Annotated in this window: 16 protein-coding genes; 11 read left to right on the forward strand and 5 right to left on the reverse strand. The window is 66.0% G+C overall.

Translation table 11 applies throughout. From position 1 onward, the window contains the following. Nucleotides 1–46 precede the first annotated feature (46 nt). From map to Q0Q02_RS06935, 4 genes are all read left to right on the forward strand, one after another. The gene (map, locus tag Q0Q02_RS06920) at nucleotides 47–868 is read left to right on the forward strand and encodes a type I methionyl aminopeptidase (RefSeq protein WP_293808028.1); all 822 of its coding nucleotides are present in this window, start codon (nucleotides 47–49) and stop codon (nucleotides 866–868) included. Then, on the forward strand, nucleotides 865–1536 hold the full coding sequence (locus tag Q0Q02_RS06925) for a DNA repair protein RadC (RefSeq protein WP_293808030.1): 672 nt from the start codon (nucleotides 865–867) through the stop codon (nucleotides 1534–1536). Before map ends, Q0Q02_RS06925 begins: the two co-directional genes overlap by 4 nt. Before the next feature lie 118 nt (nucleotides 1537–1654). Continuing rightward, entirely contained in the window at nucleotides 1655–2896 is a 1242-nt protein-coding gene (locus Q0Q02_RS06930) for a site-specific integrase (RefSeq protein WP_293808064.1), read from the forward strand. A 209-nt stretch (nucleotides 2897–3105) separates the two neighbouring features. Beyond that, on the forward strand, nucleotides 3106–3543 hold the full coding sequence (locus Q0Q02_RS06935) for a nuclease (RefSeq protein WP_293808032.1): 438 nt from the start codon (nucleotides 3106–3108) through the stop codon (nucleotides 3541–3543). Nucleotides 3544–3561: 18 nt separating this feature from the next. Here Q0Q02_RS06935 and Q0Q02_RS06940 read toward each other — a convergent pair whose 3' ends face one another. From Q0Q02_RS06940 to Q0Q02_RS06960, 5 genes are read right to left on the reverse strand one after another with little or no spacing between them, the layout of a single operon-like run. Further along, entirely contained in the window at nucleotides 3562–4428 is an 867-nt protein-coding gene (locus Q0Q02_RS06940; RefSeq protein WP_293808033.1) for a 3'-5' exonuclease, read from the reverse strand. Between the two features lie 13 nt (nucleotides 4429–4441). Next, complete coding sequence (locus Q0Q02_RS06945) at nucleotides 4442–6478, reverse strand: ATP-binding protein (RefSeq protein WP_293808035.1); 2037 nt, start codon at nucleotides 6476–6478, stop codon at nucleotides 4442–4444. Further along, complete coding sequence (locus Q0Q02_RS06950) at nucleotides 6475–7797, reverse strand: SIR2 family protein (RefSeq protein ID WP_293808037.1); 1323 nt, start codon at nucleotides 7795–7797, stop codon at nucleotides 6475–6477. The genes Q0Q02_RS06945 and Q0Q02_RS06950 overlap by 4 nt, the downstream gene beginning before the upstream one ends. Before the next feature lie 23 nt (nucleotides 7798–7820). After that, the gene (locus Q0Q02_RS06955) at nucleotides 7821–8837 is read right to left on the reverse strand and encodes a nucleotidyl transferase AbiEii/AbiGii toxin family protein (protein WP_293808038.1); all 1017 of its coding nucleotides are present in this window, start codon (nucleotides 8835–8837) and stop codon (nucleotides 7821–7823) included. Beyond that, the gene (locus Q0Q02_RS06960) at nucleotides 8830–9423 is read right to left on the reverse strand and encodes a DUF6088 family protein (protein WP_293808039.1); all 594 of its coding nucleotides are present in this window, start codon (nucleotides 9421–9423) and stop codon (nucleotides 8830–8832) included. Before Q0Q02_RS06960 ends, Q0Q02_RS06955 begins: the two co-directional genes overlap by 8 nt. A gap of 235 nt (nucleotides 9424–9658) precedes the next feature. On the opposite strand from Q0Q02_RS06960, the gene Q0Q02_RS06965 reads away from it, so the two are divergent. The 7 genes from Q0Q02_RS06965 to Q0Q02_RS06995 form a co-directional block, all read left to right on the forward strand. Next, nucleotides 9659–10609, forward strand: a complete 951-nt coding sequence (locus Q0Q02_RS06965; protein WP_293808040.1) for a zincin-like metallopeptidase domain-containing protein — start codon at nucleotides 9659–9661, stop codon at nucleotides 10607–10609. Nucleotides 10610–10769: 160 nt separating this feature from the next. Next, nucleotides 10770–12908, forward strand: coding sequence for a ParB/RepB/Spo0J family partition protein (locus Q0Q02_RS06970; protein ID WP_293808042.1), 2139 nt, complete (start codon nucleotides 10770–10772; stop codon nucleotides 12906–12908). A 60-nt stretch (nucleotides 12909–12968) separates the two neighbouring features. Continuing rightward, a complete protein-coding gene (locus Q0Q02_RS06975) occupies nucleotides 12969–13190 on the forward strand; it encodes a hypothetical protein (RefSeq protein ID WP_293808044.1) in 222 nt (73 codons plus the stop codon). A gap of 97 nt (nucleotides 13191–13287) precedes the next feature. Beyond that, nucleotides 13288–13704: a hypothetical protein gene (locus tag Q0Q02_RS06980; protein WP_293808046.1), complete on the forward strand. Its 417-nt coding sequence runs from the start codon at nucleotides 13288–13290 to the stop codon at nucleotides 13702–13704. Continuing rightward, nucleotides 13701–13964 carry a DUF6117 family protein gene (locus Q0Q02_RS06985; protein WP_293808048.1) on the forward strand — a complete coding sequence of 88 codons (264 nt, stop codon included), beginning with the start codon at nucleotides 13701–13703 and terminating at the stop codon, nucleotides 13962–13964. Before Q0Q02_RS06980 ends, Q0Q02_RS06985 begins: the two co-directional genes overlap by 4 nt. A gap of 124 nt (nucleotides 13965–14088) precedes the next feature. Then, entirely contained in the window at nucleotides 14089–14256 is a 168-nt protein-coding gene (locus Q0Q02_RS23800) for a hypothetical protein (protein ID WP_367275023.1), read from the forward strand. A gap of 154 nt (nucleotides 14257–14410) precedes the next feature. After that, the coding region (locus Q0Q02_RS06995) for a strawberry notch family protein (protein WP_293808050.1) at nucleotides 14411–18428 on the forward strand (4018 nt) is incomplete at its 3' end.

Raw genomic sequence — 18428 nt, forward strand, 5'->3', positions numbered from 1 at the left:
GGCACCAAACGCAATAGATAAGGGAGTAAGGAGTTTTCTGCGCGCAATGACCTTCGAAGACACCATCGGCCGCTCGCGTTCACGCGAGCCCGCCATCAAGATTCACGGCCCTGAAGCCTTCGCGGCCATGCACAAGGCCGGCCGGCTGACGGCCGCCGGCCTCGACATGCTCGGCTCCTACGTCAAGCCCGGCGTCACCACGCAGCGCCTCGACGACCTCGCCTTCCAGTTCGCCATGGACAACGGCGCCTATCCGGCGACGCTGTTCTACCGCGGCTACACCAAGTCGATCTGCACCTCGATCAACCATGTCGTCTGTCACGGCATTCCCGACGACAAGCCCCTGCGCGAAGGCGACATCCTCAATATCGACTACACGCTGATCGTCGATGGCTGGCACGGGGATTCGAGCCGCATGTACGGCGTCGGCGAGATCTCGCGGAAGGCCGAACGCCTGGTCGAGATCACCTATGAGAGCCTGCTGCGCGGCATCAAGGCGGTGCGCGCCGGCGCCACCGCCGGCGATATCGGTTTCGCCATCCAGCGCTATGCCGAAGCGGAGCGCTGCTCTGTGGTGCGCGACTTCTGCGGCCACGGCATCGGCCAGCTTTTCCACGACGCGCCGAACATCCTGCACTATGGCAGCCCCGGCGAGGGTGTGCTGCTCAAGCCCGGCATGGTCTTCACCATCGAGCCGATGATCAATCTCGGCAAGCCGGGCGTGAAGGTACTCTCGGACGGTTGGACCGCCGTGACCCGCGATCGCTCGCTCTCGGCTCAGTTCGAGCATCAGATCGGCGTCACCGAGCAAGGCTGCGAGATCTTCACGCTCTCGCCCGGCGGCCTCGACAATCCGCTCGCGAAATGAGCGTCGGCATCGGCAAGGGACCGCGCAAGGCGCCCTCGCCGGCCACTCTCGCTGATGCCGACACGCCGCATTATCATGGCCACCGCGACCGCCTGCGCGCCCGCTTCCAGGAGGCCGGTGCCGAGACACTGCCGGATTACGAGTTGCTGGAGCTGCTGCTCTTCCGCTCGATCCCGCAGCGCGACGTCAAGCCGCTCGCCAAGGAGCTGATCCAGCGCTTCGGCTCCTTCGCGGAAGTGCTCGGCGCCCCGGCCTCGCGCCTGACCGAGGTGAAGGGTGTCGGCGACGGCGTCGCGCTCGATCTCAAGATCGTCGAAGCCGCCCTGAGGCGCATGGCCAAGGGCGCGGTCGGCAAGCGGCCCGTCCTCTCCTCCTGGTCATCCGTTCTCGACTACTGCCGGATGGCGATGGCCTTCGCCGAGCGCGAGCAGTTCCGCATCCTGTTCCTCGACAAGAAGAACATGTTGATCGCCGACGAGGTCCAGCAGACCGGCACGGTCGACCACACGCCGGTCTACCCGCGCGAGGTGATGCGCCGCGCGCTCGAACTCTCGGCCTCGGCGATCATCCTGGTGCATAACCACCCCACTCATTCATTTCGATCCCGCAGGATCACGCATAATCACGTTGAAACACTAGAGAAAACGCCCTTTTTTGCCATTGCGTAGTGGGGGCGGTTTTGGCAAATTGGGGGTGGTTGAAGGGATAGAAAACGGCTTTCCGTTCCCAGCAAACGATCCCCGTTTCTCCTCGACCGATCCCAATTGCGGACAAGGAGGAAACGCCATCCCAGCCCTGACCGACACCACGATCCGACATGCGCTGAAGCGCGTCGAGATCAGCCGCAAGCAGGAGAACCTCGCCGATGGCGAGGGGCGCGGCACCGGCCGACTCGTCCTCGTTCTCAAGCCGATGCCGAAGCGCGTCACGGCCGACTGGATGGCGCAACAGTGGCGTGACGGCAAACGCACCAAGAAGAAGATCGGCGCCTACCCCTCGATGTCGCTCGCCCAGGCCCGCGAGGTTTTCAAGCGCGACTATGCCGACGTGATCCAGAAAGGCCGGAGCATCAAGATCGCAAGCGACACCCGCCCCGGCACTGTCGCTGACCTCTTCGAGGGTTATGTCGCTTCACTCAAGGCCGCCGGCAAGCCCTCCTGGAAGGAGACCGAGAAGGGCCTCAACAAGATCGCCAGCACCCTTGGGCGCAACCGCCTCGCCCGCGAGATCGAGGCCGAGGAAATCGTCGAGCTGATCCGCCCAATCTATGAGCGCGGCGCCAAGTCGATGGCCGACCATGTGCGTTCCTACATGCACGCGGCCTTTGGCTGGGGCATGAAGTCCGACAACGACTATCGGCAACAGTCGGCGCGACGCTTTCGCATCCCCTTCAATCCGGCGACAGGCATTCCGACCGAACCGAAAGTCAAGGGCACCCGCTGGCTCGACGAGGACGAGTTCGTGCAGCTCTATCGCTGGCTCGAATGCCCCGACACCCCGGTTCATCCGCCTTATACCCGCGCCGTCAGGATCATCATGCTGACCGGCCAGCGCGTCCAGGAGATCGCGAGCCTTCACATCGACCAGTGGGACGCCAAGGAAAAGATCATCGACTGGTCCAAGACCAAGAACGATCAACCCCATGCCGTTCCGGTGCCGGAACTGGCCGCGGAGCTCCTCGCATCCATCAACGTCAACGAATACGGCTGGTTCTTCCCGTCGGCCACCGATCCGTCCAAGCATGTCAGCCACGGCACGCTTTACTCGTTCATGTGGCGCCAGCGGGACCGCGGCGTGATCCCCTATGTGACGAACCGCGACCTGCGCCGGACCTTCAAGACGCTGGCCGGCAAGGCTGGGATCTCGAAGGAAATCCGTGACCGCCTCCAGAACCACGCTTTGCAGGACGTCAGCTCCAAGCACTATGACCGCTGGCACTACATGGTCGAAAAGCGCGCCGGCATGGCAAAATGGGACAAGTTCGTTCGCGCCATGCTCGCCAAGAAACGGCTGAAGGCGGCGGCATGAGGCTCCGGCGCCCCCACGCCCGCGCCTCGATCGCCCTGGCGACACTGTGGAAAATCACCGCCGACACGCACGATCGCGTGTCGGCATACCTTGCAAGCGTATAGGTCCGCCCCAAGCAGACTCCATGATCGCCGGAAGTGACCGGCTGTGGCTTGGAACCCGCGAGCCCGCTATGCGGCTGCCGACAAGACGGAAGTGAGAACACGATCATGCGTATCGCAATCGGCCTGGCGTTGCTGGGAGCGCTGACCACGGCGACGGCGGCCAAGGCCGATCCCTGCAAGGCCATACCCGACCGTGGCCCGATGCCGGCGTATCTCCATCGCGGCGCGCACTTTTCCGGCCCCGTGGTCTATGTCGGGGATGGCGATTCCCTGTGCGTGGCCGTGGGCGAAGGACCAGCGAACTGGGTGGAGATACGGCTGGAGGATTTCTACGCACCCGAACTCCATTCCCCTACCGGTCCCGAGGCCAAGGCCGCGCTGGAAAGGGTCGCCCTGGGCCGGAACGCCGAGTGCATCGCCAATCGCCAGTCTTACGACCGCGTGGTGGCCACCTGCCGGATCGGCGGCCGCTCCATCGGCGATCTGTTGAGAGCGGCCGGGAGTATCGAGGGCGGCAACGGATACGGCCAAGGCAAGCATTAACCCGGCCTTTGACGGGGTTCAGATTCGGTCTGAGAACCGATCATACGCATCGATCCGCCGGACAGGGGGATCGACCTCATACCGATAGATCTCCGTTCTCAAGAACCGCACCTCCGCCTCGCGTTGAGCCTCGGGAACGTCGATATACCATGCGCGCGGCTGCGGGCCGGGATCGCCGTTCCAACGGTATCCCCGCGCTTTGAGGACGTCCTTGAGGTCGAAGGGCGAGTTCTCCGCCCAGATGCGCCAGGAAACGGCACGAGCGCCCTCCAGGAGGCGACTAAGGCCCGTAACGCCAGATCGGGGCAGCACCGTCGCCAGCAACTCGACCGTAGCAAGACAGTCGTGCATCGCGCGGTGGCGGTCATAGAAGAAGCCGGCGGCCTGGGCGAGATAGGCGAGTTTCGTGCCCTCGAACCCCTCCGCTGCCCAATCGATCTGGCTGAGCGAGCATGCCCACGGCTTGGTCGTGAATACGTCGCTGAATCGTTCAAGGAAGCGGCGGTCGAACGCCGCGTTGTGCGCGATGACGAGCGAAGCCGGCGCCGCGAATGTGGCCACCACGGTGGGGTCGATGATGTGGCCAGCCACCATCTCGTTGGTGATGCCGGTGATCGCGGTGATTTCCGGCGTGATCGGCTCGCTCGGCTCGCGCAGCCCCTGGAAGCTGTCGCCCACGCAAAAAACGGTACCATCCAAACCGTATTTGAATGGCGTCATGGCGAGTTCGATGATCTCGTCACGCTGAGGATCAAGCCCCGTGGTCTCCACATCCACCAGCATACCGAGCCGCACCGGCATACCAGGAGGCGGCGTAGTGGATGGGCGCGACTTGAGACGGCGAAGGACCCGATAATCCCCTGTCGCCTCCAGCGTCTGCGCCATGGCCTCCAGAGGGTCAGAAGTCATCGTCCGGCGCTTCGTTTTCCGCCATCGGTTCTCCTCCAGCCGCCATTGCGGCCTCGGCTGGCCGAAGCGTGAGGCGGATGTCAGCGGTTCGACCTTCTTCGTGGAACCACAGATCGACCACGGCGGTATCGTCGCTCCGCGGTCGCGGGGATGCTTCCCTGACCTTGAAGGTCGTTGGCAAATTGACCGACGTTCCAAACACCAGCGCGTGCTGCCGCGGCAAAGACGGCAACCGCTTCAGGACCGACTCTGAAATGAATGGCGTCATCTGGCGGATCTGGGAGAGATCGTCGGGATTCTGGATGCGGTGAACCAGAAAGTTGGAGCACTGGCTGAGGACCGTCTTGGACAGCTCGCTCGGGCGCTGAGACGCCAGAAGCACGAACATGCCGTATTTGCGTCCTTCCTTGGCGATGCGCTCGAATATCTTGGTCGCGTCCACGGCGTAGCGGGACGGCGTCGCCGAGATGTAGCGGTGCGCTTCTTCCAGCAGAAGGTGGATCGGGAAGCGATTGCGCGGATCGGCTCGCCGGAGCAGGCGAAATAGCATCCGCGCGATCACGGCGCTGACCAGCTCGACCACCTCGTCTTCAACATCATTCATGTCGATGATGATGATCTGATTGGCCTTGGTGTGACCGGCTCCCTTGCCGGTCAGGCCGACCAGCCGGGCGAGGAAATCCAGCTCTCCATCGCCCGCAACCGCCCCTACCGCCTCATGGCGGAGAAATTCATACTCCCGGCGATCTTCCAGCGCCTGGAAGCGCGTCACCATCTGGGAGCAGTAGTCGCGGATTTGCCGATTGCCGTGCGCCTCCGCATAGAGGATCGCGAGGTCTATTGCGTCCCCGAGTGCCGCAAAGTCGAATGGCAGATTTTGATAATTTGGAAGCTTCAAATCCTCCAACTCGAAGCCATTCGGGCCAACCAGATAAGCATCCAGACCCGCAGGGTTGGCCATTTGGCCAAAATTGATCGCAATGAATGGCCGGATTTTTGCCGCGTTGATCTCGTTCGTGCTGAAGCGCTGGAGGATACCAATGATCCGATCATGCTTGGACGGGCTCGAAGAGTCGTCGCGCATGATCTGGGTGATGCACTTGGCGAGGATGTGATTGCGGACGCTGTTGAGTTCCGCGGCCCCCACATTGGAGAACAAGGTGGAAAGCCCGAGCGCCATGCGCAGGATGGGCACCTGAGTGCGCTCGCTGGCTTGCAGCAACAGCTCCCATTCCGCCAGTTCCAGGAACCAGTGCGGCAAGCGGAAGCCCGCCGCCGTGCCGTCGAGGACGACACGCTCGACCCCGATGGCCCCCTCCTTCGCGGAAGCGTTCAGAGCGGCGTGATACTCGCCATTGACATCGAAAACGATGAACGTCGCGCCGCGGGCGTGATGCTCCTCCGGCTTGCTGAAAAGGGACTGCAAGACCGAGGCGACCGTGCAGGACTTACCGCTGCCGGTGTTGCCCAGGACGGCGACATGACCGCCGAAGAACTCGTTCAGCCGGACCTTGATGTCGTAGTTCTCGAACACCACCGACTTGCCAATCGGCAGAACCCGGTAGCGCGTGGCCACTTCGGGTTGGCAGGCGCCGCCATCCGGGCCGACTGACGGCTCGACGGCCGCCTCGGTCTCAAAGATGCGATCGAGTTCGCCATCCAGCGCATAGAGTGCGTCCGCATACAGAGACGGGAAGACGGACACACCGAAACGGAACGCGCCACCACGCATCGGCAACATGCCGACGGGCACCACGTCCAGATATTTCGACGAGCCGGCCCGGTCGAAGTCGCCTCGCTCGGACGGCGTGCTCGCGTCACGTTCACGCAGGCCGACAACCTCGACCACGACATATTCCGACTGCGACGGAATCATCAGGAACGATCCCAGCCGCGCCACATAATGCACGCCGTCGAAGCCAACGACCGTGAAGTTGTCGGTGCCGACGTGCATCTCCACGACAAAGCGGTCGGCCGCGACCGAGACCACCTTGCCGATCGCGCGCTTGCGATCGTCGTGGCTCATGCCTCGCCATCCTTAGGCTCGTCGTCCCTTTTCGGCGCCAGCTCGGACAACACCTTGCGAACGGCGTCATCGATCCTGTCGCTGGGACGCTGCGGCATGAAATGCTCGACGATCATGTCGAAGTAGTGCGCCGTCGTCCCCTCGGCAGGACCGTCGCCCCCGATGATCCAAATGCGCGGGTCGCGCAGTGCCCGCAGCTTGGCGATCTCTCCACCCATATCCGGCGCCGCGAAGATCACCAGACGGAAAGTCGGGATCGTCAGCGCCTGGTAGATGATGTTGTTCAGGTGCTCGTCGCCGAAGGCGTAGCCGGCCGTGATGAGAACGCTCTGCTCGCGCACGATCCGGGACTGAAATTCCCGGAACAGGTCCGCGTAGGGCGAGCCGAGCGAAGAGTTCTGCTTCGCCGGCGTCGGATAGATCAGCATCTGGTTCGTGGACTCCGGCGGCCAGACCTCCTTGATCGGGAACAGGCCATGATCGTCCTCGGTCCAAGTGACCGAACCATGCAATTTGCAGAGATAGACGAAGGCGTCGACGGCGGTCCATTTGCGGCTGGCGACGTCGAGCTGCTCGGCCAGGGCATAGCGGAAGATCGCCGGGTTGAAGCGGCGCTCAACCACGCCGGAAAAGCCGTTGGCATAGGGAATGCCCAGGCGATCCATCGCCAATTCGCTGAAATGATCGTAGTTGGTCGTGAACACCCACGGCCGGGGCAAGGACCGATCTCGCAGGACCAACTTCTTATAGAACCGCTCGTAGAGGTCGCGCACGGTGGTGTCGCCCTCCGTGGCGAAGGCCCCTTGGGTGACACGGGTCCATAGGAAGTCCTGGACCTTCTTGATGATGCCGTCGAGAACAGCGCGGTAGGGGTGAAGATCGGGATTCTCGCTCTGGCGCAGCACGAACCGCTGCGCGAACAGCACCTCCATCAGCCGTTCCAGGTTACGGCTGTAATCCTGCGCCAGGTCGATCCCGAGCGCATCGAGATAGCCGAGTTCGCCCTTGGTCAGCCGCCACGGCGCCGGGGCGGCGCCGGCTACCGGCGGATCGGCGTAGAATCCCGCCGCACGCGCCTCGAGGGTTTCCCCACAAAACTCCTTGGCCAGGGGTGCCATGGTCGCGATGCCGAGTTCCTTTTTGCCCTTCATCAGGGAGGAACATCCAGCGCCGAGCAGAAACGCGATATTCTTGGCGTTCATGGCCTCGGAAATGGCCTGACGAACGCTCTCGGCGCCCTTGTTCCAATCAAGATCTGAAGGTTCGGCGTCGCCGTTCCGCAGAAACTGGAATTTTCGCTCCTCTTCGACTTCGCTCATATACCCCCGATCCCCCCAGTTTCTTATTTGGCCGCGCTGTTCGCGCGCGCGGCTATATCGGCGCACCGCGCCATGAGCGCCTCGAACGGCTCTGCGTCATCGAAGAGCAGCCCATCCTCGACCATGCGGGCATAGTCGTCCTCCAGCGCCTTCGCGCCGTCGCCAACCGGCACGAGCTGCAAGCCCCCGTTGACGGCCGCTGCGTAGTCAATCGGCGTGCGGTCGGCGGCCTTCTCCGCGAAGAACATCGACTTGTGGCGCGCGACCGCGTTGGCCAGTTCGCGATCGGCGAAAGCGGCTTCCGCGAAACCGGCTTCATCCAGCCGGGCAACATCGTGCCAGTGTCGTGCGAAGCGGTCTCCGCGCAGCCGCTCCTGAAGGCAGAAGACATGGATGGCGGTCGCCTTCTCCCAGAAGGTCCGCTCCGCGTGCATGACGCGCGGCCGCGCCGTCGGGAATATCAGCCCGTCGATCAGGCCGGCCGCATCGCAGACGACATCGCGCAGGCTCGCCGGTTCGCCCGTCGAGCGGGCGCCGAACTCCAGCATGACGCTGGGCGCGACATAGCCGGACCCGGCCGCGGTCGCTTCATAGTCGATAAAGAGCTTGTCATCCTCGACGCGAATGGCCGCCGCCAGACCCTCGGCGGCCAGCGCGTTCGCGATCACGGGCTGGACGGCCTCCGCGACCCATGCCGGCAACCGCCTGCGGACCTCGCTGGACCAGCGCTTTTCCTCGCTGCGGGTTTTCGGCAGGCCCTCGTCATTGTCCCCGACCAGATCGGGCGCGATCGCCCGAATGTCGTAGGTCAGATCCACATCCTCCGAAAACCGGCGAATGACCTGATAGGCTTTCGACAGCGACGTGCCGCCCTTGAACACCAGATGCTCGCCGAGCGGCGCGGCGTAGAGGGTCGCCAGCGCCCACACGACCCACACATCCTTTTCGAGAAGATGGGTAGGACGGCCAGAACGGTCGGCAGCGACGCCCAGCGCATCGCGCCGATCCTCGGCCGAAAGCTGGAGAAAAACGTCAGCCATAGGCCGCCTTTCCGACGCGCTGCGCGAGCCAGGTCGGAAGCTGCGGCGCGGCGGCGACCAGTTCGCCGAATACGCCGGGCGGCATCTTCCGCTTCAATGCCGTGAGCGCGGCCTCCGCCTTTTCCGGGCCGAGCCAGGCCAGCGCCCGCACAGCCTCCCCCGCCGGCCGGTTGGCCAGGGCCAGTTGCCAGCGCGGCGCGTGCCGCAATTCCACGACCTGCTTGCCAAGGTGCATCTTTCGGCTGCGCCCGGAGGTCAGATAGACCGAGCGGACAGGCACCTGCGTCGTCAAGCCAAGGGCGTTCGCCGCGGCGGCGCCGTTCGAGACGATGATCTCCCCCTTTTGCGTCGCAAGGGCCTCGACAGCCTGCTCGACCGAAGGTGCGCGCGTGCCGAACCGGCTGACGATGGGACGCAGATAGACGCCGCGACCAGCGCGGATGAGCTGCCCGCGCTCGGACAGACGCGACAATGCCTGATCCACGGCCGCCCGGTTTCCGAGGTGGAGCAGGCTCTTGGCGGACACGGGAGCGCCTTCGGGGAGCCCCGTCGCATGTGCCAGAATCTGTTCGGTCAGCCGTGTCATCGTCTTGTTCCTGTCGGAAACATATACGAGTTTCTGACAGTTTTCAAGGATGCCCACAGGATCGGGGCCGGATATGGGGAAAGCCTTCCCCTGCGGCCGAGCCCAAGGTCTCGACCGACCCCTTCTGCGGGGAGAGCCCCGCAACGCCCCCTGGAGAGTGAGAGTGCGGACGGGATTTCCGTGACGGGTTGAGGGCTGGAGAAGAGGTCTCCGGCGCCCGTCGCGGAGAATCGCGATGTTCAGGAATGACCGCAGCGCGCGCGCCGGCTCCGGCCGGACGAGCCTTTACGACGACATCACCAGCAAGATCATCGCCGAGCTGGAGGCAGGCCGCTTCCCCTGGGTCCAGCCTTGGGGCACCGCCACGGCCAAGGCGCCCCTCGCCATGCCGAGGAACGCCGCGACCGGGCGGCACTATTCGGGGATCAATGTGCTGATCCTCTGGGGCGCGGTGATCCAGCACGGCTTCCCCGGCCAGAGCTGGCTCACCTTCCGCCAGGCCCTGTCGCTCGGCGGCAATGTCCGCCGGGGCGAACGCGGCACCACCGTCGTCTATGCCGATCGCTTCACGCCGGAGGACGAGAAGCGGCGCGCCCGCGAGACCGGCGAGGAAGCCGCCGCGATTCCGTTCCTCAAGCGCTTCACCGTGTTCAACGCGGCGCAATGCGACGGTCTGCCGGAGGATGTCGCCATCGTCGCTCCACCGCCGCCGCCCGGCCTCATCGAGCCGCAGGTCGAGGCCCTGATCCGGGCGACAGGCATCGACTTCCGCATCGGGGGCGATCGTGCCTTCTATGTCCCGGCGCACGACTATGTGCAGGTGCCGCCGCCCCAGGCGTATTTCGAACCAATCAACTGGCACCGCACGGCCCTGCATGAGATGGGGCACGCTACGGGCCACCCCTCGCGCCTGAACCGCGATTTCTCAGGTTCCTTCGGCTCGAAGAAATACGCCTTCGAGGAGCTGGTCGCGGAGATCAACGCCGCTTTCTGCTGCGCCTCGCTCGGCATCACGCCCACCGTCCGCCATGCCGACTATATCGGCTCCTGGCTGGAGGTGCTGCGCGAGGACAACCGCGCCATCGTCCGCGCCGCCTCCCAGGCGAGCAAAGCGGCCGACTGGCTGCTCGGTCATCTGCCGGACACCGATGCCGGCATCGCCGACGACGAACGGGAGGCGGCGTGACGATCCTGAAAACCGGAAAGGCGGAGAAGCGCGCTTCCGGCTTCACGCCTTTCCGCCCGCCCGGCGCGGCCCTCCTGAGAGTGAGAGGGCGGCGCTTCGCTTCGTGACGGGTTGGAGGTCGAGAGAGAGGCTCCCGGCCGCCCGTCGCGGAGTAACGATCATGGCGACTGCCATTCAGAAGATCACCCTGTCGTCGGCGCGCGACATTCCCTTCAACAAGCTGGCGCTGAGCCAGTCCAACGTCCGGCGCGTCAAGGCCGGCATCTCGATCGAGGAGCTGGCTGAGTCCATCGCCCGGCGCGGCCTCATCCAGAGCCTGCATGTCCGTCCCGTCCTCGACGCCGATGGCGCCGAGACCGGGATGTTCGAGGTGCCCGCCGGCGGCCGCCGCTATCGCGCGCTCGAACTGCTGGCGAAGCAGAAGCGCCTGGCCAAGACCGCGCCGGTGCCCTGCGTCGTCGGCGACGCCAATAGCGACATCCTGGTCGATGAGGTCTCGCTGGTCGAGAACATCGAGCGCGCGCCGCTGCATCCGCTCGATCAGTTCCGCGCCTTTCAGGCCATGCGCGACAAGGGCATGACCGAGGAAGCCATCGCCGCCGCCTTCTTCGTCGGCGTCAATATCGTGAAGCAGCGCCTGCGTCTCGCCACTGTCTCACCGGCGTTGCTGGAGATCTACGCCGACGACGGCATGACGCTCGAGCAGCTCATGGCCTTCACCGTCAGTTCCGACCATGCCCGCCAGGAACAGGTCTGGGACGCGATCAAGGACGGCTGGCAGAAGGAGCCCTATCACATCCGCCGGATGCTGACCGAGACCACGGTGCGGGCTTCAGACAGGCGGGCCGTCTTCGTGGGCGTTGAAGCCTATGAAGCGGCCGGCGGCATCGTGCTGCGCGACCTGTTCCAGTCCGACGATGGCGGCTGGCTGCAAGACCCGGCCCTGCTCGACCGCCTGGTGGCCGAGAAGCTCAAGGCCGCCGCCGACGAGATCGCGGGCGAAGGTTGGAAATGGGTCGAGGCCGCCCTGAGCTTTCCCTACGGCCACGAGCATGGGCTTCGGGAGCTTGTCGGGACCACGCTCGACCTGACTGAGGAGGAGCGCGCGACTCGCGAGGCGCTGCGCGACGAATATGACCGGCTCGAAGCCGAATATGCCGAAGCCGACGAGCTGCCCGACGAGATCGACGCGCGTCTCGGCGAGATCGAACAGGCGCTCGACGCCTTCGAGCAGCGCCCGGCGATCTACGATCCGGCTGACATCGCCATCGCCGGCGTCTTCGTCAGCCTCGACGCCGACGGCTCGCCGTCGGTGGATCGCGGCTATGTCCGTCCCGAGGACGAGCGTCCGGCCGATCCCGAAGGGGACGATACGACGGAGACGGACGGCGACACCGGCCATTCGGCCACGCCCGCCGTTCAACGCGCCGTCGTCACCGTCGGCGGCCAGGCCGCGGAGCCGAATGACGACGAGGAGGACGGCATCAAGCCGCTGCCCGAGCGCCTCGTCATCGAGCTGACTGCGCATCGCACCCTGGCGCTGCGCAACGCGCTCGCCGAACATCCCGACGTCGCCATGACCATGTTGCTGCACAAACTGGTCAGCGACACCTTCCGGCGTCCGGCGCCGACCGGCTGCCTCGAGGCCAGCGTCCGTCATGTCTTCTTCTCCGCCCAACCGGAGGAGCTGAAGGACAGCACGGCGGCGCGCGAGGTCGCCGAGCGGCACGAGCGCTGGGGCGATCATGTCCCCGCCGACGACCAGGCGCTGTGGGACTGGCTCACCCATCTCGATCCCGGCACGCGGCTCGATCTGCTCGCCCATTGCGTCAGCTTCGGCGTGAACGCGCTGTTCGAGCGGCCGAATCCTTACCGATCGGGCGTCAGTCAGCATGGTCTGGACGTGCGCCTCTCCCAGGCCGACCGGCTGGCGCGGTCCACCGGCCTCGACATGGTGGCGGCGGGCTGGCGTCCGACGGTCGGCAACTATCTCGGCCGCGTCACCAAGCCCCGCATCCTCGAAGCCGTCCGCGAAGGTGCGGGGGAGCGGGCTGCCCAGCTCATCGACCATCTGAAGAAGGGCGACATGGCCAAGGAGGCCGAGCGCCTGCTGGCCGACACCGGCTGGCTGCCCGAGCCGCTGCGCCTGATCGATCCCGATGACGGGCAGGCCATCGAGCCGGGCGCGGAGACCGACACCGAGGACGATGCCGCCTTGCCGGCCTTCCTCAGCGAGGACGGCGACGAGGAGGCCGACGAGATCGAGGACGAGGACGCCCTGACGATCGCGGCCGAATGACCCTCACGGCGGGGGAGCGGCGAGAGACCGCTTCCCCGCATCGTCGCAAGGAGACCTTCCATGATTGAACCCGACCCGTCCGCCACGCGCCGCGTCGTCTTTCAGTATCTCGTGCCCGTTCACGTCGAGGTCGAAGACGGTCTCGTCGTTTGCGTCACCGTCATCGACGAAACGCCGGTGCGCGATCCAACCCTGGTCGAAGGCGATGCCGGCTACCTGCCGGAAGCCGTCGCCGCCGCCGACGATGGCCAGCCCTGGCCATCCTGGCGGTTCGGCTACTGACCGTCTTCGATCATCCCTCAACCCAGCCCGGCCCCAAGGTCCACAGTCTGCACGGCCATGCCGCGCGGGCCGGGCTTTCTTGTTTCAGGAGCCTGCCATGGCCGACTATTTCACCCATTTCTCGTGCCTGCTCGACGTCGGCACGCCCGAGAACGCCGCCCGCGCGCTCGACCTCTACAACACGCTGTCCGCGGAAGGCGCGTCGGAGGAACCACCCTCCGAGGGCTTCCTTCTGTCGATCGAGCCGCAATACGGCGGCACCGAACTCTGGATGCGCGACGACGTGACCGGCGATCCCGAGCGCCTCATCCAGTTCGTGAAGTGCTGCGCCGCCGAGTTCGGCCTCACCGGAAGATGGGGCTTCCAATACGCCAACACCTGCTCGCGGCCACGCCTCGACGGATTCGGCGGCGGCGCCCATGTCCTCGACCTCGCCACCGGCGAGACCGTGGACTGGATCTACACCGATGGCTGGCTCGACCAGACCATCTCCGGCGAGGGAGGACCGCTATGAGCATCCCCTCCTATGCCCTGACCAATTTCCAGACTCTGCTGCGCGCGGCGGGCGACGGCAATCTCGCCCTCATGGAGTGCCTCGACGCAGCGACGGGCATCCCGCGCTACGTCATCTGCGCCGTGGGGCGGGACAACGGCGATTACGTCTTCACGCCCTTCGGTCATCTCGCCGACGGCAATCCCTACGACGCCTATCTGCCGCCCGATCCCGACGATCCCCAAGGCTTCGTGCGGCCCGAGACGGGAGAGGCGCCATGACCGACATCGACGCCATCTTTCGGGCGGATCGCCAGCATCCGCCGCACGAACGATCCCTGCCCTGCCGGAGACCAGAGGCGGCATCACCGTCGTCGTCGAGCCCAGGCCCCACTGGGCCAGCGACATGCGGGCGTTCCGATCCGGGAGCCGCGAATACTGCGCCTATGCCGACTGGACCGCGAACGGCGCGCGCGCCCGGTTCTTCGGCCATGTCGATACCTGCGGCGATGACCTGATCCGCAAGGCTCGCACGCTCGTCGCTTCCGAGATCGCGGACGGGCTCTGGAACTGATCCCCTCAAAAAGCGCCCCACCTCACGGTCGGGCGCTTTTTTCGGTGTGGGCGCCTTGAGAGTGAGAGTGCCGCCGGGACGGGTTTGAGCCGGTGCGGTCGAGAGAGAGCGCCGCGCGGGCTCGACCTTTCCCGCTCTCCTTGAGGTTCCGACCATGACCATGATTTCCGCATCCGCGGCGGCGTCCGCCGCCGCGCCGCTTCCGCTCGGCTCCAATCCCGAACCCGCCGCAGCCATCTACACGGCAGCCGTCCTGCTGCTGCCTCATCTCGAACACGGCGAGCGCATTGATGCCGCCGTCCTGCGTGCAGCGATGGAGACCGCCTTTGGCGCATCGGACGCGACCGGCGCCTGGGACTGGAAGACAGCCTACGACGCCTGCGAGGCGGCGACCGTCCTGTTCCTCCGCAAATACGGACGTGCGCTTTTCCGCAAAGCCGGGTCTCCGGCGGCCCGCCTTTCGGCGCTGTCGAAAATCGTCAACCTTCTGCCGACGCATACGCGGCGGTCGGCGGAGAGCCAGACCTTCCAGCAGTTCTCGACGCCGATCCCGCTCGGCCTGGTCGCCGCCCACGCCGCGGCCATCACCCCGGCCGACCGGGTGCTCGAACCGTCTGCGGGCACCGGCCTGCTGGCCATCCTCGCCGAGATCGCCGGCGGCACGCTCGTCCTCAACGAGCTGGCCGACACCCGCGCCAGCCTGCTGTCGCTTCTCTTCCCGGCCATTCCCGTCACCCGTTTCGACGCGGCGCAGATCGACGATCATCTCGATCCCGCCGTCACGCCCAGCATCGTGCTGATGAATCCGCCCTTCTCGGTCATGGCCAATGTCGAGGGCCGCATGGCGGACGCCGCTTACCGCCATGTCGCCTCGGCCCTGGCGCGCCTGACCCCTGGCGGCCGGCTCGTGGCGATCACCGGCGCCAGCTTCGCACCCGACAATCCGGCCTGGCGGGACGCCTTGATCCGGTTGCAGGCGCGCGGGCGCGTCGTCTTCTCCGCCGTCATCGACGGCTCGGTCTATGCCAAACACGGCACCACCATCGAGACGCGCCTGACCGTCATCGACAAGCGGCCCACCGACGATCCGGCCGCGTTCCCGGCGGCGCCCGGCGTCGCGCCGGACGTCGCCACGTTGCTGGGCTGGCTCGATGAGCATCTGCCGGAACGGCCCGCCGTAGATCCCTCCGTCACGGTCCCGGCTGTCGCACCTTCCACCGCGCGCAGCGTGCGCGGCTATATCAACCGCGCCGCCAGGGCGATCCCGGCGACCGCGCCGATAGCCGAACCGGAGGGCCTCCCGCTCGCCTATCAGATCCAGGACCGGCTCGCCGGCGAAGGCGGCCGCCTATCCGACGCCATTTATGAAGAATACGGATTGCAGGCGATCCGTATCGCCGGCGCTCAGGCCCATCCGACCCGGCTGGTGCAGTCCGCCGCGATGGCTTCGGTCGCTCCGCCCAAGCCGAGCTATCGGCCAAGTCTCCCGGCCAACATCCATGAACTGCTCTCGGACGCCCAGCTCGAGACCGTGATCTATGCGGGCGAAGCGCACGCCGATCATCTCGCCGGATCGTGGATGGTGGACGCCACCTTCGATGTCGTCAGCGCCGCGCGCGAGGATACAGAGAACGCCGTGCGCTTCCGGCGCGGCTTCATGATTGGCGACGGCACCGGCGTCGGCAAAGGCCGTCAGTCCGCCGCCATCATTCTCGACAACTGGCTCCAGGGCCGCCGCAAGGCGGTGTGGATCAGCAAGTCCGACAAGCTGATCGAGGACGCGCAGCGCGACTGGTCGGCGCTCGGCATGGAGCGCCTGCTGGTCACACCGCTGTCGCGCTTCCCGCAGGGGCGGCCGATCACACTGCCCGAAGGCGTCCTGTTTACGACCTATGCCACGCTACGCTCCGACGACCGTGGAGAGAAGGTTTCGCGCGTCCGGCAGATCGTCGAATGGTTGGGCTCCGACTTCGACGGAGTCCTCATTTTCGACGAGGCGCACGCGATGCAGAACGCCGGTGGCGGCAAGGGAGAACGCGGCGACGTCGCCGCCTCGCAACAGGGCCGCGCGGGTCTGCGGCTCCAGCACGCGCTGCCGAACGCCCGCGTCGTCTATGTCTCGGCGACCGGCGCCACGACGGTCCACAACCTCGCCTACGCCCAGCGGCTCGGCCTGTGGGGCGGCGAGGATTTTCCGTTCAGCACCCGCGCCGAGTTCGTCGAGGCGATCGAGGCCGGCGGCGTCGCGGCGATGGAGGTGCTGGCCCGCGACCTGCGCGCGCTCGGCCTCTACACCGCCCGCTCGCTCTCCTTCGACGGCGTGGAATACGAACTGGTCGAGCACGCGCTGACCCTCGAGCAGACCCGCATCTACGATGCCTATGCCGGGGCCTTCGCCATCATCCATAACCACCTGGATGCGGCGATGGAGGCGGCCAATATCACCAGCGCCTCCGGCACGCTGAACCGGCAGGCCAAGTCCGCCGCCCGCTCGGCCTTCGAGAGCGCCAAGCAGCGCTTCTTCGGCCATCTGCTCACCAGCATGAAGACGCCGACCCTGATCCGGTCGATCACCAGCGACCTCGAAGCCGGCCATGCCGCTGTCATCCAGATCGTCTCGACAGGCGAGGCGCTGATGGAACGCCGTTTGGCCGACCTGCCGACAGAGGAGTGGAACGACGTTCGCGTCGACATCACGCCGAGGGAGTATGTTCTCGACTATCTCGCCCATTCCTTCCCGGTGCAGCTCTACGAGCCGTTCACCGACAGCGAAGGCAATCTGTCGTCGCGGCCGGTCTATCGCGACGGCCAGCCCGTCGAAAGCCGCGAGGCCGTCGCGCGCCGCGACGAGCTGATCGCGCAGCTTGCCTCCCTGCCGCCCGTGCCTGGCGCGCTCGACCAGATCGTCCAGCATTTCGGCACAGAACTGGTGGCGGAGGTCACGGGCCGCTCGCGGCGCATCGTCAGCAAGAGCACGTCTTCGGGCGGCGACCGCCTCGTCGTCGAGAACCGCGCCGCCGCCGCCAATCTCGCCGAAACCCAGGCGTTCATGGATGACAGCAAGCGCATCCTGATCTTCTCGGACGCCGGCGGCACCGGCCGCAGTTATCACGCCGAGCTTTCGGCGCGGAACACCCGGCTGCGCGTCCACTATCTGCTCGAACCCGGCTGGAAAGCGGACGCCGCCATCCAGGGCCTCGGCCGCACGCACCGGACCAACCAGGCGCAGCCGCCGCTGTTCCGGCCCATCGCCACGGACGTCAAGGCGGAGAAGCGCTTCCTCTCCACCATCGCCCGGCGGCTCGACACGCTGGGCGCCATCACCCGCGGTCAGCGTCAGACCGGCGGCCAGGGCCTGTTCCGCCCCGAGGACAATCTGGAAAGCGCCTATGCCCGCGATGCGCTGCGCCAGCTCTACCTCCTGCTGGTGCGCGGCAAGGTCGAAGGCTGCTCGCTCGAGCGCTTCGAGTCCGCCACCGGCCTGAAGCTGATGGACGCGAACGGCATCAAGGACGAACTGCCCCCGATCACCACCTTTCTCAACCGGCTGCTGGCCCTGACCATCGAGCTTCAAGGCATCCTGTTCACCGCCTTCGAGCAGCTTCTCACCGCCAAGATCGAGGGCGCCATCGCCGCCGGCATCTACGATGTCGGGCTGGAGACGCTGACGGCGGAAGGCTTCACCGTCACCGGCCGCCAGACCATCTATACGCATCCGGGCACGGGCGCCGAGACCCGGCTGCTCACCATCGCTCAGCGGACCCGCAACCGCCCGGTCACGCTGGACGACGCGCTCGCCCGTCTCGGCGAATCCGGCGCCAGGCTGCTGGTCAACGAACGGTCGGGCCGCGCCGCCGTCCAGATCTCCGCCACTTCGATCATGCTCGACGATGGCGAGATCGAACGCCGCGTCCGGCTGATCCGGCCGATGGAATCGCACACCGTTCCGGTGAAGATGATGGGCGAGACCCATTGGACCGAGGCGGAACGGAACGACTTCGCCGCGGCCTGGGACGCCGAGGTCGCGGACGTGCCGGCGTTCTCCGACAGCACGATCCATGTCGTCGCCGGCCTGTTGCTGCCGATCTGGAAGCGCCTGCCGAACGAGTCCACCCGCGTCTATCGGCTCCAGACCGACGAGGGCGAGCGGATCGTCGGCCGCAAGGTCTCGC

The sequence above is a fragment of the uncultured Allobosea sp. genome, assembly GCF_945956895.1.
GTDB lineage: Bacteria > Pseudomonadota > Alphaproteobacteria > Rhizobiales > Beijerinckiaceae > Allobosea.